12 protein-coding genes and 1 other RNA gene are annotated in these 14,782 nt (G+C 39.9%); 4 read left to right on the forward strand and 9 right to left on the reverse strand.

Features of this window, described 5'->3' with window-relative positions; all coding sequences use genetic code 11:
- Positions 1–181: 181 nt before the first annotated feature.
- Positions 182–547: RNase P RNA component class A (rnpB, locus tag H5203_RS08330), an RNA gene on the reverse strand.
- Between the two features lie 42 nt (positions 548–589).
- Positions 590–1,447: a 16S rRNA (cytidine(1402)-2'-O)-methyltransferase gene (gene rsmI, locus H5203_RS08335; protein ID WP_149980608.1), complete on the reverse strand. Its 858-nt coding sequence runs from the start codon at positions 1,445–1,447 to the stop codon at positions 590–592.
- A 61-nt stretch (positions 1,448–1,508) separates the two neighbouring features.
- Here rsmI and H5203_RS08340 point away from each other — a divergent pair, with 61 nt between their 5' ends.
- The 4 genes from H5203_RS08340 to dolP are packed head-to-tail and all read left to right on the forward strand — an operon-like array spanning position 1,509 to position 4,953.
- Entirely contained in the window at positions 1,509–3,386 is a 1,878-nt protein-coding gene (locus tag H5203_RS08340; RefSeq protein WP_182731660.1) for a penicillin-binding protein activator, read from the forward strand.
- Positions 3,387–3,426: 40 nt separating this feature from the next.
- Complete coding sequence (locus H5203_RS08345; protein ID WP_145236829.1) at positions 3,427–3,798, forward strand: YraN family protein; 372 nt, start codon at positions 3,427–3,429, stop codon at positions 3,796–3,798.
- Between the two features lies 1 nt (position 3,799).
- The gene (locus H5203_RS08350) at positions 3,800–4,387 is read left to right on the forward strand and encodes an SIS domain-containing protein (protein ID WP_145236825.1); all 588 of its coding nucleotides are present in this window, start codon (positions 3,800–3,802) and stop codon (positions 4,385–4,387) included.
- Positions 4,387–4,953 (forward strand): division/outer membrane stress-associated lipid-binding lipoprotein, encoded by a 567-nt coding sequence (gene dolP / locus H5203_RS08355; protein ID WP_145236822.1) that lies wholly within the window; start codon positions 4,387–4,389, stop codon positions 4,951–4,953. Before H5203_RS08350 ends, dolP begins: the two co-directional genes overlap by 1 nt.
- A gap of 191 nt (positions 4,954–5,144) precedes the next feature.
- On the opposite strand, the gene H5203_RS08360 is transcribed toward dolP, so the two are convergent.
- The 7 genes from H5203_RS08360 to petA all read right to left on the reverse strand — a co-directional run bounded on the left by H5203_RS08360 (position 5,145) and on the right by petA (position 14,264).
- Positions 5,145–8,441 carry an EAL domain-containing protein gene (locus H5203_RS08360; RefSeq protein ID WP_145236819.1) on the reverse strand — a complete coding sequence of 1,099 codons (3,297 nt, stop codon included), beginning with the start codon at positions 8,439–8,441 and terminating at the stop codon, positions 5,145–5,147.
- An 85-nt stretch (positions 8,442–8,526) separates the two neighbouring features.
- A complete protein-coding gene (locus H5203_RS08365) occupies positions 8,527–10,080 on the reverse strand; it encodes a PAS domain-containing methyl-accepting chemotaxis protein (protein WP_145236816.1) in 1,554 nt (517 codons plus the stop codon).
- Positions 10,081–10,522: 442 nt separating this feature from the next.
- Positions 10,523–10,963: a ClpXP protease specificity-enhancing factor gene (locus H5203_RS08370; RefSeq protein ID WP_145236812.1), complete on the reverse strand. Its 441-nt coding sequence runs from the start codon at positions 10,961–10,963 to the stop codon at positions 10,523–10,525.
- Complete coding sequence (gene sspA / locus H5203_RS08375; RefSeq protein WP_064667929.1) at positions 10,963–11,589, reverse strand: stringent starvation protein SspA; 627 nt, start codon at positions 11,587–11,589, stop codon at positions 10,963–10,965. The genes H5203_RS08370 and sspA overlap by 1 nt, the downstream gene beginning before the upstream one ends.
- A 79-nt stretch (positions 11,590–11,668) precedes the next feature.
- Positions 11,669–12,412 (reverse strand): cytochrome c1, encoded by a 744-nt coding sequence (locus H5203_RS08380; protein WP_145236807.1) that lies wholly within the window; start codon positions 12,410–12,412, stop codon positions 11,669–11,671.
- Positions 12,409–13,674, reverse strand: coding sequence for a cytochrome b N-terminal domain-containing protein (locus tag H5203_RS08385; RefSeq protein ID WP_145236803.1), 1,266 nt, complete (start codon positions 13,672–13,674; stop codon positions 12,409–12,411). The genes H5203_RS08380 and H5203_RS08385 overlap by 4 nt, the downstream gene beginning before the upstream one ends.
- Entirely contained in the window at positions 13,674–14,264 is a 591-nt protein-coding gene (petA, locus tag H5203_RS08390; protein WP_145236799.1) for a ubiquinol-cytochrome c reductase iron-sulfur subunit, read from the reverse strand. Before petA ends, H5203_RS08385 begins: the two co-directional genes overlap by 1 nt.
- Positions 14,265–14,782 lie beyond the last annotated feature (518 nt).

Below are 14,782 nucleotides of genomic sequence, written 5' to 3' on the forward strand. Positions count from 1 at the left end.
TCTAATTCCCTAAACTAGCAATAAAGCAATAGGTTAGGCGCTAATGAAAGAGGTTAATATCATCGTTTTTCTTATTGCGACTAAGAAAATGGCTTATAGCATTTGTGCCTAGTTTGGATTTAGAGCGTATATTTCAAGCACAAAAAAGCCCGCAGCGTTAACTGCGGGCTTTTTTATTGAATGAGTGAGTCAGCCTATAAGCCGGGTTCTGTCCTTTCCGAAGAAAGTGATAATCATTCGTCTAGGCCATAAATCGCTCTATGGCTCAAGCAACCTACCCGGTTCCAACGTGGGCCACGCCATAAGGAACCCTATTTGGTCTTGCTCCGGGTGGAGTTTACCTTGCAACCAACTATTGCTAGTGGCCCGGTGCGCTCTTACCGCACCCTTTCACCCTTACCAATCCGAAGATTGGCGGTCTCCTCTCTGCTGCACTTGTCGTAGGCTCACGCCCCCCAGCCGTTAGCTGGCACCCTGCCCTATGGAGCCCGGACTTTCCTCCCCCTGCGCATTTTCGTTGCAGGCAGCGATCATCTTGGCTGACTCGGCGCGCAGTATACCTGAGCTGGATTGTATGTGCAGTAAAGATTTAGCCTTTTTCGTCAATAATTGTTTTATAAAGGGCATTTTTCTTCATGCCAAAATAATCGGCCACTATACCGCAGGCTTTTTTCATTGGCATTTCATTCTCAAGTAACGCCAACATTTTACGTGCTTCTGGCGGAATATCATCAACCTGCTTTGGATTACCAGGCAACATTAGCACTATTTCGCCGCGCTGTTTGGTTGGATCGTCGGTTAAAAACTGTTTAAGTTCACTTACTGTGCCATTAAAAAATGTTTCAAAGGTTTTGGTCAACTCTTTAGCAAACACCACTTGTTGCTCACTACCAAGCGCTATCTCCAAGTCATCTAAACTTGCCATGATGCGATGAGTACTTTCGTACATAATGCTGGTTATATTGGAATTAACCGCTTCAATAAAAAAGTCTTGGCGAGCTTTGCTTTTTGCTGGGGTAAAACCAATAAACTGAAAACGATCTGTTGGTAAACCTGAACAACATACAGCTGTTATGGCGGCGCATGCTCCTGGTATGGGTGTGACATGTGCGCCCTGCTCTCGGCATAAATTAACAACCGCATAACCAGGGTCACTAATTAGCGGTGTGCCTGCATCCGAAACTAATGCTATATTTAAACCTTGATTAAGTTGATCAATAATTTGTTGCGCTTTTTGCTTTTCATTATGGTCGTGCAAAGCAAAGGTTTTAGCTTTAATACCAAAGTGACTAAGCAACTTACCGGTATGGCGCGTGTCTTCAGCAGCGATTAAGTCAACTTGCGATAAAGTCGCGATTGCACGCTGACTTAAGTCGTCATAATTGCCGATTGGGGTGGCTACAATGTAAAGAGTGCCGATTTTCTGTGAATTCTCCTCATTTAACATTGAGGTCTCCTGCGTCAGTCAGTAATATAAGCAAATCGCGTTAACGTATTGGGAAATCATTGTGCGACTTAAACTTGTTAGTCTATTAATCATATTGTCAGGGTTATCGGCCTGTAGTACAACCGAAAAACCGACTAAAACCAGTGAAAACCTCAGTTCAGCTAATAGCGCATCACAAATTCAAGCGACTGACGCACAATCTATGTACCAACTAGCCTTAAATCGCCTAGGCGCTGACAAAATCCAACTTCTTTATAGTGCGCGTGATGCTGCGATTGTAGAGCAACAATGGCCACTGTTAGAGCAAATTAGTACTGAATTAGAACGCACACCTAGCGTAGACCAAGTGCAAAATAAACTCTATACCGCTTTTGCGCAAATGCAACAAAACAAGAATACCCTCGCACTTGAGATGCTAGCCAGTTTAGACAGCCAATTGACTCAACCGGAGCATTTTGCTTGGCATCAATATTTAACCGCCAGTATTTACGCATCACAAAATTTACCAAAACAAGCGATGCCATATTTTTTTCGCGCTTCTGAAACCGCAAGTAAAAAGAACTTAACGATCCCACAATTAAATAGTGCGTTATGGCAGAACCTTCAGCAGCTTTCATCTTATGCCCTTGAACGCTTTAACCGCGGCTCAGTGATACAGCAAGGTTGGGTAAATTTAGCTTTATATCATAAAGTTTACTTAGGTGCCCCTGTAGAACTTGACCAAGCAATTAATAATTGGCAGCGCCGTTATTCAGGCCATCCGGCAATCGCGGTATTACCAAAAAAGGCTGCGGATCTAATTACTGCTGAGCCACTGAATATTGAACGTTTAGTTGTTTTATTACCCCAATCAGGTGCTAATGAACGCCTAGGTGATGCCTTAAAAGCTGGCGTGTTAGCAGCACTAGATAACTCATCTATTGATGAAACCATTTTTATTGATGAAATGCTTAGCTCTGCTGAGCTTTCTGCAAAATTACTCGAAATTAAACCAAACTTTATAATTGGGCCGTTACTCAAAGCGAACATTGATAAGCTAGTTGCAAGCAAAGCATTACAAGATTACCCAGTTTTGCACTTAAATACCTTTGATGGTGAGCGCCAGTCTCCACAGCATTACTTCTTTGCGCTTAATCCTGAACACGAAATACAGCAAGCACTTGAGCACTTTTTAACGGTTGGTTATCAAAAACCTATGCTGCTTGCGCCAAATAATAGTTCAGGCCAGCGCTTAGTGGATTTATTTAACCGACAATGGCAACGCTATAGTGAAACCACACCAGAAGTTGGTCTTTATAATGATAAAAAAGATATGCCAACCACCATTATTAACCTGTTAGAAGTTGATAAATCAAAAGAACGTATTGCGACCGTTAAGTCATTATTTAAACAAGAAGTAGAAAGCGAAACCCGCTCTCGTCGTGATATTGATGTTATTTATATTCTCGGTGATGCTATCGAAACTCGCTTGATTAAACCTTATTTAGATGTAAATGTGAGTACCTTTGCTGATCGCATTCCTCTGTATGCCAGCTCAAAAAGTCATAGCAAGCAAATCGATAGCACCGATAAAGGCGATCTCGATGGTTTGTATTTTACCGAGTTACCATGGATGCTCAGTGGACAAGTCAAAGATCATGCCTTGCGTCAGCAATATAACTCGCTGTGGCCAGAACAGGCTGATATAAGTCAGCGTTTATTTGCGATGGCCTATGATTCGGTTGCTATGTTAAGTAGTATCACACAATTGAGTATGCTTCCCGGTAAGCGGTTTAATGGCTTAACCGGTCAATTAAGCATTACCAGTGATGGGCAAATAAATCGCCAACTTAATTGGGCGCAATACAAAAATAGACAAATCCAGGCGGTGCAGCTAGCAACATCAGCACCGTTACCATTATTTATGCAATCAGCTACCAGCCGGTCAAACAGTGAGTAGCTAAAAGCAATATAAAACAATATAAAACAAGGATGTTGTGATGTCGTGGTTTAAACAACTGTGGCAAAATAGCCGAGAGAAAGGCCAGTATTACGAGCTACAAGCGCAAAAATACTTAGTAACGCAAGGGCTGATCCCGTTAGAGCGAAACTATAACTGCCCCTACGGGGAGCTAGATGTAATAATGCGCGATGGCAACACGCTAGTGTTTGTGGAAGTGAAATTTCGCAGTAGCTATGTTAAGGGTGGAGCAATCCACGCTTTAGGTAAACAAAAGCAAGAACGTTTAAAGCGCTCTATTTACCATTATTTAGCAACCAAAAAGCTTAGTGATCAAGCAATAAGAATCGACTTTGTCGCAATAACAGGCGGCACATCGCAACAACTTAATTGGATAAAAAACGTATTTTAATATGCAAGATACTATAAAAGAGATTTTTACTGAAAGCATTCAGGTGCAAATAGCCGCCGGCGAAGTACTCCCAAGCGCCCTAGAAGCCGCTGCATTTACCATAGCGCAAAGCCTAATCAATGGTAATAAATTGATTTGTTGCGGTACTGCGAGCTGTCATATGCTTGCTCAGCATATGGCCGGTATATTGATCAACTACTACGAAACAGAACGTCCTTGTTTACCGGCAATCGCGCTGTCACAAGAACATATCAATCTTGGTCAAAGCACCCAAAGTGACGACCAAGAAACTTTTGCGCGGCAAATACGAGCGTTTGCTCAACAAGGCGATTTACTATTGGTCTTAGCAATTAATGGCAACGAAAAAAACATCATATCGGCAGTCGAAGCCGCACTCACCAAAGATATGAAAGTTATTGTTATGGTTGGTGATGATGGCGGTGAGCTAGTAGGTTTACTCGGCGCCAATGATGTCGAAATTCGTGTTCCGTCAAAACGTCCGAGCCGCATCATAGAATCTCACTTGGTTAATCTTCACTGTTTGAGTGAACTCGTCGACTTGACCCTATTCCCACAGGAAGAAAGCTAATGTTGAAACAATCTCTAATTGTTATTAGTACAGTACTATTATTACAAGGCTGCGCTGCTGCAGTTGTTGCAGGTACCGCTGGTGCCGTTACCGCAGCCAACGATCGTCGTACTCTTGGTTCGCAAATCGATGATAGTAATATCGAAATCAAAGCTGGGGTCGCAATAAACGATGTACCTCGCCTTGCTGATCATGCCAATATCAGCGTGATTAGCGTTAACGGCATTGTATTGTTAATAGGCCAGGTTGCAACTCAAGAAATGAAAGACGAGGCTCAGCGTACGATTGAGGGCTTACCTGCTATACGCAAAATACATAACCAAATTCGTATTGGCTCTAACATTAGCATGAGCACCCAGACTCATGATTCTTGGCTAACGTCGAAAGTAAAAACACAATTACTTACCACCGACAACATCAGTAGCAACAACATCAAAGTAGTAACTGAGAATGGCGAAGTATTTTTAATGGGCTTAGTATCAGATGCAGAAGCAAACACCGCTGTAAGCGTTGCACGTAATGTTTCGGGTGTAGAACGCGTTATTAAGGTATTTGAGTACTTATAAAGATAAAGAATTTTCAGCCGTGTTTGCCATTAGGTTAACACGGTCTCTCCATTTTAATCACCCGTAGCTGAAACTTAATTCAGCCTTCGTCACAAATAAATATCGTATAAAATCGCTAGCCCTTGGTTTTACTAAAAAAGCCCACAACGCGATGCCCTCTATTTAAGTCGCATTATTGCTACAATAAAATATTAAAATTGTATTTCTTCAAATATACATGGTTTACCAAACAGATAACCCTGATAGGCATTGCAGCCCATGCTCTGTAATAATAACCGTTGTGCTTCTGTTTCAACCCCTTCAGCTATTACTTCTAAATCCATTGAACTAGCTAGTGTTATAACAGCCTGAGCAATCGCTTTATCATTAAGACTATTAATAATATCACGGACAAAACTCTGATCTATTTTCAACTGATCCAAAGGCAGTTTCTTTAGGTAAGACAAAGACGAATAACCCGTACCAAAGTCATCAATTGAAAATGTAATCCCATGCTGCTTTAGCTCTCGCATCTTAGCTTTAACATCGGATATATTATTTGCTAAGAGAGATTCGGTGATTTCTAACTTTAGACGCCCTGGATTAGCTTTTGAGCTATTAAGTGCCTTGAGAACTACCTGAACAAAGTCTTTTTTACTAAACTGTACAACACTAATATTAACTGCAACGGTAAAACTAGCTTTAGCAGGAGTTTTTGCCCATTTTGCTAATGTTTCACATGCTTGTTGCAATACCCACTCACCTATAGGCACTATAAGCCCAGTATCCTCTGCCAATGGAATAAAGTCCGCAGGTGAAATAATGCCCTTTATAGGATGAACCCAACGCAATAGTGCTTCAACACCAACAACTTGTTGGTATTGGTTAATCTGCTTTTGGTAAAACAAAGTGAATTGCTGTTGATTTACCGCTTCGTGTAAGTCACCGATAAGAGTAAGTCTTGAGCTAACAGCAATCTGCATCTGAGGGTCAAAGAATTGCACCCCATTACGACCAGCATCTTTTGCCTTATACATAGCTAAGTCTGCTTGCTTGAGTAGCTCCTCTGTTGATGTGTTTGCTTTATTAAACATAGTTACACCAATACTTGCTGAACTATTATATGTTAAACCATCAAGATTAAACTCTTGCGCTAAGCGGGTCATAATTTTTTGAGCAATCGATTCAGCTTGATTAGCAGCCTCTTTTTCATCATCCCCCAGATCAGCAGCAATAATAACAAATTCATCACCACCGAGCCGAGACACAGTATCCCCATGGTTTATTGCTTTAACTAATCGATTAGCCACCTTACATAACAATAAATCCCCTTTATTATGTCCAGCACTGTCGTTTAAATTTTTAAAGTTGTCTAAATCTAAAAATAAGACTGCAGCGAAATTGCAGCTTCGAGCACAATGGGAAATAGTATTTTGCAATCTATCAAGTAACAAACGACGGTTTGGTAACATAGTAAGTGAATCATAAAACGCTAGCTTATGTATTTCCTGTTCACGTTTTTTACGTTGAGTAATGTCGCGAATAATACCAATAAAGTTGATCTCACCAGCATTTTTCACCTCGACAACACCTAGCTCAATAGGAAAGGTAGCGCCGTTTTTGTGCAATGCATCAAGCTCTCGAATGCGCCCAGTAATATCACTATTCCCATTGTTTATATATTTTTTTAAATAGTGATTATGGTGCTCGCGGTGCGGTGAACCCATTAGCATGCTAATATTGTTACCTATAACTTCATTATCACTATAACCAAAAATTTCCTTTGCGGCTTGGTTAAATGTGAGCACTACCCCCATACTATCGATAGTAATAACACCATCAAGCATACTTTCTACGACGGCGACCATTTGTTTTGATTTTTCATCGAGAGAGCTTTCAGCTTTGATTTGATCATTAATATCAAAATGCGTACCTAGCAACCACTCTGCTTTACCATCATCAGTGCGAGAGGATATCTTTCCACGGGTATTGATCCAAATCCAATCACCATTTTTGTGCTTCATCCGCATGTTAGCTTCATAGCTCGGGAGCTGACCAGAAACATGTTTTTCAAGTTGAAATAAACAATAATGAAGGTCATCAGGATGAGTTAGCTTCTCCCAGCTAAAACGACTTAATGGAAGCAACTCAGCAAGCTTATAACCTAATAAATCAGCCCAATTGTCATTAATGAGTAACTCGCTAGTTTGAATATTTAAATGCCATGTACCAATCTTGTTTGCATCAATAACAGTTTTAAGTAAATTTTGACTGTTATGAATAACCTGTTCATCTAGCTTTTCTTTTGTTATGTCAGTCTGTATTGCAATATAACCTGAATGCCTGCCCTCATTATCTAACAGTGGATTACATGCTATTCTTATCCAATAAGGCTTTTTATTTTTGGAGTAATTTAGCACATCGACGTTAAACCCCTTGACTGCGCTAATAGCATGTCTCATTTCATTTATTGTCTCAGGATCTGTATCTAGCCCTTGCAACAACTCACCTGGTTTTTTTCCTGAGATATCATCTAATTTGAAACCCGAAATAGCAGTAAAAGCTTCATTTATCCAAACAACTAAACCACTTTTATCGGTGATTATAACTCCGTTTGTTGTTTGTCTGACAACCTCTGAAAGGCGTCGTAACTCTTCGCTTGCGAGTAATTGTTCTGTGATATTACGAATAACGAGTAATACCTCATTTTTATCAATCTTTTTGTAACGAACTTCAAACGACCTGTTTGACTTAGTAGTAAATGTATTATTTTGATGAATAGCATCATCTGCATTAAAAGCCTGTTCAACTTTGCTTATAAGTTGACAGCCTAGCTCATTAGGCATTAGATCATTAATAGTGTGGCCAATAATTTCATGCTGAGGTATCGGTAAATCAGGGTGTTCATTACATGATATAAAACGGTATTCTCGGTCAATCACAAACACCATATCTGGCAACGTAGCTAAAATTGATGCCTTTTTTTTCATAGTAGAATGTAATTGTTGCTTAAAAACCTCCTGGTCTAGCCGAGTAATTTCATGCTCCACCATATCAGCGAATTCACGTAGCATTTGCTTTTCATCACTTGAAAAATCACGGGGCACAACATCAATAATGCATAACGTACCTATTGGTTGCCCACTGGACTCGCGTACTGGTGCGCCTGCATAAAAACGAATATGAGGTTCATGTGTTACTAGCTGATTTGTCGAAAAACGAGAATCTTTTATTGTATCGGTAACAACAAAAACATCCGGCTGTAAAATTGCATGCCCGCAAAAAGAGATTTCACGCCCAGTTTGACAAACATCCAATCCAACCTTTGATTTAAACCACTGCCTGTCACTATCGACCAAAGAAACTAAGCATATTTTTACATTAAAAAAATGTGCAGTTAATCGCGTGATACGATCAAATCGCTCCTCAGCAAGCGAATCAAGTAAACCTGTGTGTTTTAAAGCATTTAAGCGAGCAGATTCATCAGCGGGGTAATCAGGTGCGCTCATTTACTTCTCCAAGTTTTTTACTCATTAGTTTCATATCAATATCAACATACATAATTAAGAAATGGCTTTTGATAAATTTTTTACTTTATTGTTTGAAGCGAACAACGAGTTCATGCAGCTCATCAGCTATCTTATTAAGATAGATAATAGTTTCTGATAACTTATTGGAGCTTTCAGTACTCGTATCTGCAAGTGCAGAAATATTTACAATTTGACGATTGATATCTTCAGCAACATGGGATTGCTCTTCAACTGCTGCAGCCATTTGAGTAGACATAGAAGCAATTTGACCTACAGACTCGGTTACACCATTTAGCATTTTACTGCTCTCAATAACATGAGAAAGACCATCTTTTGCATCAATAGCCCCTGCATCAGCTATTTCTACCGCGTCACTTGCACGCTGCGTTAATTCGCTAACAATACCGTAGATTTCTTTAGTTGATTCTTGGGTACGCTGAGCTAGACTTCTAACTTCGTCTGCTACGACAGCAAAACCACGGCCTTGTTCACCCGCACGAGCGGCTTCAATTGCAGCATTCAAAGCTAGTAGGTTAGTTTGATCAGCAATTTGTTCAATTATTTGAGCCGCATTAGCTATTCGTGCTGTTTGTTCTGAAACACCTCGTACTGAACTACTAATTTGCTCAACCGTAAGCTGCAGTTTTTGAATAGAATTATGGGTAATATTGGCTATTTCAGAGCCTTTTAAAGTCAGCTCATTGGCTTTGTCAGCTTGTGATGCAGTATCACTCACATGTTTCGATACTTCAGCAATAGCGGTAGACATTTCATTCATTGCTGTAGCAACTTGCATAGTTTCTAACTGCTGACTTTCAATATCTCTTCTTGTTTTATCAGTCAGTTCAGCACCTTTCTCAGATTCCTTAGCAACAACCAGCGCAGAACTCTCGATACGAGTTATAATCGTCCCTAAATGAGCAAGTTGACTTAAAATAGCAACTTTAAGCTTTCCTAAATCACCAGCATCATCGGTATAGCTTTTGACTGCAAGAGGATCCGAAAATGAGTGAGAAAGCATATTATTAAGCGCATTGAGAGTTTTCTTTTTAACTATAGAAACCCAAATGGCAAAAATAACAACTGATGTAAACAAAATACCTTCGGACAATCTTGCATAACCAGCTAAAAATAATATTGCGCAAATAATAATTGAAAAAGTTAGCAATAAATTTTCTAAAGACACTGGTAAATGCATTTTCTGGCTTTTACCTTTGTTGATATCACGATAAAGCTGCGTAGCCCGAGCAACCGCCTGTCGTGATGGACAAGAACGAACTGACTCATAGCCAACAATCTTATTGTCTTGTGTTATGGGTGTAACATAAGCATCGACCCAATAATAATCGCCATTTTTACAGCGGTTTTTTACAAGCCCCATCCATGGTTTACCCAATTTTAGATAAGACCACATTGTTTTAAATGCTTCTGAAGGCATATCAGGATGCCTTACTATGTTATGAGGCTGACCTATTAACTCTGCTTTTTTAAACCCGCTGATTTCAATAAAAGCTTCATTACATTCAAGAATGTTGCCTTGAGTATCTGTTACTGTAATTAACTTAATATTATTATTGAATGTTTTTTCTTTAGTCGTAACAGGCAGGTTACTACGCATCGTATATACCTAATTATTAAAATTGTTGGAATTATAAAGAATTGTGAAAGATTACAAAGGATTGTGGAAGATTATGAAATTATCATAATATTATACTAATAAGAAAATAAGCACTAGGAAATAATACTGAATTATAGAAAACACAAGAGCAAGCTGAATACTTAATCGGTACACTTTTAATTAAAGCTAGTTGTTGCATTTTTACTTTATAATTATTTTATATCGTGTGATGCCACTTAGGCTCAAGTTAGATAATGTATCAGTTCACAGTGCTGCTTGTTTTACAGCAGAACCTCATAAAAATATCTAATTAGGTGGTCAAATTAACGTTGCTAATACAAATTTAAACCACGTATTTGCTCCCTGCATACCATTAATATGCGTGCTTATTGCGCGCATAAAAAAACCGCTTAATCAGCGGTTTTTATCAAACAATTACATATTACTTAATAACACGTAAGTGTGAGCCTTTTTTCTTTTCAGGCTTAGAAGGAGCTGGCTCGTCAGGTAATAATTCATCTGCGATATCAACACTTTCTAACTCAGCTGCAAACTCGTCTTCATCTTCTAAAAACTCATCTGCAGTAAACACAGTGCCTTCACCGTTTTCGCGGGCATAGATCGCAAGCACGGCACCAATAGGCACGTATACTTGCATTGGCTGACCACCAAAGCGGGCACTAAAGCTTAACTGCTGATTATCCATTGAGAATTGTGTGACAGCTGATGGGCTAATATTCAACACAATTTGTCCATCTTGAACAAACTGTGTTGGTATTTGCACGGCTGGAAAATCAGCATTAACCACTAAATGCGGTGTACACTGATTATCAACAATCCAATCAAAGAAAGCACGAAGTAAATAAGGACGATTAGGCGTCATTACAAACGGATCTCGCGCTCAGTTTCAGTAAGAGAAGCTTGGAATGATTCACGCTCAAATAAACGGATCATATATTCTTTCATCTCTTTAGAACCTGCACCAGTTAGCTCAATACCAAGCTCTGGTAAACGCCATAGTAATGGTGCTAAGTAACAATCAACTAAACTAAACTCTTCACTCATAAAGTAAGGAGCTTCAGTAAAGATTGCTGAAACAGCAAGTAAAGCTTCTGTTAGTTCTTTACGCGCTTGTGCAGACTCTGCACCATTAGCATAAATTTTAGCAGCAAGGCTGTACCAATCTGTGTCGATGCGATGCATCATTAAACGGCTGCGGCCACGCATTACCGGATAAACAGGCATTAGTGGAGGGTGAGGAAAACGTTCATCAAGGTATTCCATGATGATGTTTGCCTGATATAAACCAAGCTCACGGTCAATCAGTGTTGGCACTGTACCGTAAGGGTTAATTTCATGAAGTGCTTCTGGCAGGTTGTCCTTTTCAGCCAGATGAATATCTACACTTACGCCTTTTTCAGCAAGTACAATGCGTACTTGATGGCTATACATACAGTTAGCACCAGAAAAAAGGGTCATTACAGGGCGCTTATTGGCAGCTACGGCCATGCCTACCTCCATTAAATAACAAAAACAGCAAAAGGGGCTTAAGCCCCTATTGCAAAATTACCTTTAAATATGTTCAAAATTAATGAACATCTCTCCAGTATTCTTTCTTCAGCATGAATGCCAAGATAAATAGGATAACTAAGAATCCGATAACCTTGATACCTAACGCTTCTGATTCAAGACGTGAAGGTTCACCCACGTACTCAAGGAAGTTAGTTAAGTCACGAGCCGCTTGATCGTACTCGTCTACACTCATTTCGCCTGTTCCATCTGTTTCAGTACCAATAACTTTAGTCACAGTGTGACCATGTTCTTCGACTTCTTCAGTAATAGGTGTTGGTAAACCTTGTAGTTCTTGCAGAACGTGAGGCATACCTACCAGTGGGAAAACAATATTGTTTACCCCAAACGGACGAGATTCATCTTTATAAAATGACTTTAAGTACGTGTAAATATAATCCGGAGATTTTACACGTGCAATTAGAGTTAGATCCGGCGGAGCCGCACCAAACCATTTTGCTGCATCATCTTTAGTAATTGCGTTAGTGATATGGCTACCAACTTTTGAACCGTCAAAAATTAACTGCTCAAGGCCAACGGCTGTTGGAATACCGATATCACGGAAAGTACGCTCATAACGCTGATACTGCATTTGGTGACAACCAAGACAGTAGTTCATGAACAACTTTGCACCACGTTGCAACGAAGGCTGATCAGTTAGGTCATTACCGGCTTCCATTAATGGAACCGATGGACCTGCCGCCATTGCCGGCAATACGTTTATTGATAAAGCAAATAAACCGATAATAAGCTTTTTCATCATTTCGTTAACCTCTCAGGCAATGGCTTAGTTTTTTCATTCTTACTGTATACAAACAACAGTACGAAGAACATAAAGTAAGTCACAGTACAGATTTGCGAGACAATCGTTTTAAAGTCAGTTTGTGGAGTTGCACCCACCCAACCAAGTAGTACGAAAGTAACAACAAACCCTGCAATGTTCCATTTATGGAAGCCACAACGGTAGCGAACCGATTTAACCGTACCACGGTCAAGCCAAGGTAATAACGCCAGCACTACAATCGATGCACCCATCGCAGCAACACCAATTAGTTTATCTGGGATTGCACGTAAGATTGCATAGAATGGCGTAAAGTACCAAACTGGGAAAATATGTGCTGGTGTTTTAAGTGGATTTGCCGCTTCAAAGTTTGGTCCTTCAAGGAAGAAACCATTCATCGCAGGCATAAAGAACACCACCCAACAGAACAAGATTAAGAAACCAACCACACCCACAATATCTTTTACTGTGTAATAAGGGTGGAACGGAATCGCATCAACAATATCTTTCTTGTCAGTGTAATACTCATGGAATTTAAATTTAGGCTTATCTTCTTCAGCAACAGAGCCTTTCTTACGCTTGATCTCAACACCGTCAGGGTTATTTGAACCCACTTCGTGCAGTGCCACAATGTGTAAGAATACTAAAATTACGATAACCAATGGTAAAGCAATAACATGTAATGCAAAGAAGCGGTTAAGCGTTGCACCTGATATTACATAATCACCACGGATCCAAAGTGTTAAGTCATCACCAATAACCGGAATAGCCCCGAATAGTGAAATGATTACCTGTGCACCCCAGAATGACATTTGACCCCATGGTAATAAGTAACCCATGAATGCTTCAGCCATTAACGCTAAGAAGATAAACATACCGAATAACCACAGTAATTCACGTGGTTTTTGGTAAGAACCGTAGATCATGCCACGGAACATATGCATATATACAACGATGAAAAACGCTGATGCACCTGTTGAGTGCAAATAACGTAGTAACCAGCCGTATTCTACATCACGCATGATGTATTCTACTGAAGCGAATGCGCCCTCAGAAGACGGAACAAAGTTCATCGTTAACCAAATTCCGGTAAGAATTTGGTTTACTAGTACTAACATGGCCAATGAGCCAAAGAAATACCAGAAGTTAAAGTTTTTCGGTGCTGGATACTGTGCAATATGCATGTTCCAAACACGTGTCATTGGGATACGGTCGTCTATCCAACCAATAATTTTACCGAACATTAGGCTACCCCTTTTTCTTCGCCCACTAAAATAGTGGTTTCATCAAGAAATGTGTAAGGTGGTATTTCTAAGTTTAACGGGGCAGGTACCGATTTAAATACACGGCCAGCCATATCAAATTTAGAACCGTGACATGGACAGTAGAAACCATCATCTGTTCCCTCAACCTTTTCACCAAAATTACCTTGGAAAAAGCCAGGTGAACACCCTAAATGCGTACAAATACCTACCGCGAGAAATATCTCAGGGCGTAATGAACGGTAATCATTTGTTGATGATTCTAATTGTTGTGGCTCTTGCGATTGCGGATCACGAAGTTGACCTTCGTGTTCTTTCATCTGCTCAAGCATTTTAGGGGTCCGTGATACAACCCATACAGGTTTACCACGCCACTCGACACGTATTAATTGTCCCGGCTCAAGTTTGCTGATATCTACTTCTACAGGCGCACCCGCAGATTTAGCTCGCTCACTTGGATTCCAAGACGCAATAAAAGGAACAGCAGCCCCAGCCGCACCAACACCACCTACAACAGAGGTAGCTATGGTTAAAAAGCGACGTCGGCCATTGTCTACAGGCGCATTGCTCATCCACTTATCTCCACTATGATTCTCAACACTTGCTATATTGAGAACATCAGTTACAGCAGGTTAATTTTTCGAAATTTTAAAATAGAAGCGATCATAATTAAAACCCTTGATTAAAACAAGGTTATTAACAGCCTCATGCTCGAATAATCCCGACTTTATCAACTAATTGACTAAGTTAGCTCGAGCATAGAGCCGTTTTATGATATGACTTTTACAAAAACAATATACTGACCAAGATCAACCTCACTAAAAGGAAGCAGATTAACTGCACATGGTGCTGTTGAACTCACTCACATTACTTGCCAGACAATTGTAGCAAAAAAATTCATCAATTAACTGACGGATTTACACTTATTACGATAATTATTGAACTTTTTTTAAAGTTATACGCAACAAAGGCAGTAGCAGGTTAATTATTAGCCGCATATTTGATACGAGTTTGCTTATGTCTGATAAAAAGTGCGAGTTTGCTTATGTCTGATAAAAAGTGCGAGTTTGCGAGTTTGCGAGTTTGCGAG

It is taken from the genome of Pseudoalteromonas sp. SG41-1, assembly GCF_014164575.1.
In the GTDB taxonomy this organism is placed as follows: Bacteria; Pseudomonadota; Gammaproteobacteria; order Enterobacterales; family Alteromonadaceae; genus Pseudoalteromonas; species Pseudoalteromonas rhizosphaerae.

Coding starts and splice junctions, on each gene's coding strand:
- H5203_RS08345 (WP_145236829.1), top strand. CDS start 3,427: ATGTCGTGGTTTAAACAACTGTGGCAAAATAGCCGAGAGAAAGGCCAG.
- H5203_RS08380 (WP_145236807.1), bottom strand. CDS start 12,412: ATGATGAAAAAGCTTATTATCGGTTTATTTGCTTTATCAATAAACGTA.
- petA (WP_145236799.1), bottom strand. CDS start 14,264: ATGAGCAATGCGCCTGTAGACAATGGCCGACGTCGCTTTTTAACCATA.
- H5203_RS08350 (WP_145236825.1), top strand. CDS start 3,800: ATGCAAGATACTATAAAAGAGATTTTTACTGAAAGCATTCAGGTGCAA.
- H5203_RS08370 (WP_145236812.1), bottom strand. CDS start 10,963: ATGACGCCTAATCGTCCTTATTTACTTCGTGCTTTCTTTGATTGGATT.
- rsmI (WP_149980608.1), bottom strand. CDS start 1,447: ATGTTAAATGAGGAGAATTCACAGAAAATCGGCACTCTTTACATTGTA.
- H5203_RS08385 (WP_145236803.1), bottom strand. CDS start 13,674: ATGTTCGGTAAAATTATTGGTTGGATAGACGACCGTATCCCAATGACA.
- H5203_RS08365 (WP_145236816.1), bottom strand. CDS start 10,080: ATGCGTAGTAACCTGCCTGTTACGACTAAAGAAAAAACATTCAATAAT.
- sspA (WP_064667929.1), bottom strand. CDS start 11,589: ATGGCCGTAGCTGCCAATAAGCGCCCTGTAATGACCCTTTTTTCTGGT.
- dolP (WP_145236822.1), top strand. CDS start 4,387: ATGTTGAAACAATCTCTAATTGTTATTAGTACAGTACTATTATTACAA.
- H5203_RS08360 (WP_145236819.1), bottom strand. CDS start 8,441: ATGAGCGCACCTGATTACCCCGCTGATGAATCTGCTCGCTTAAATGCT.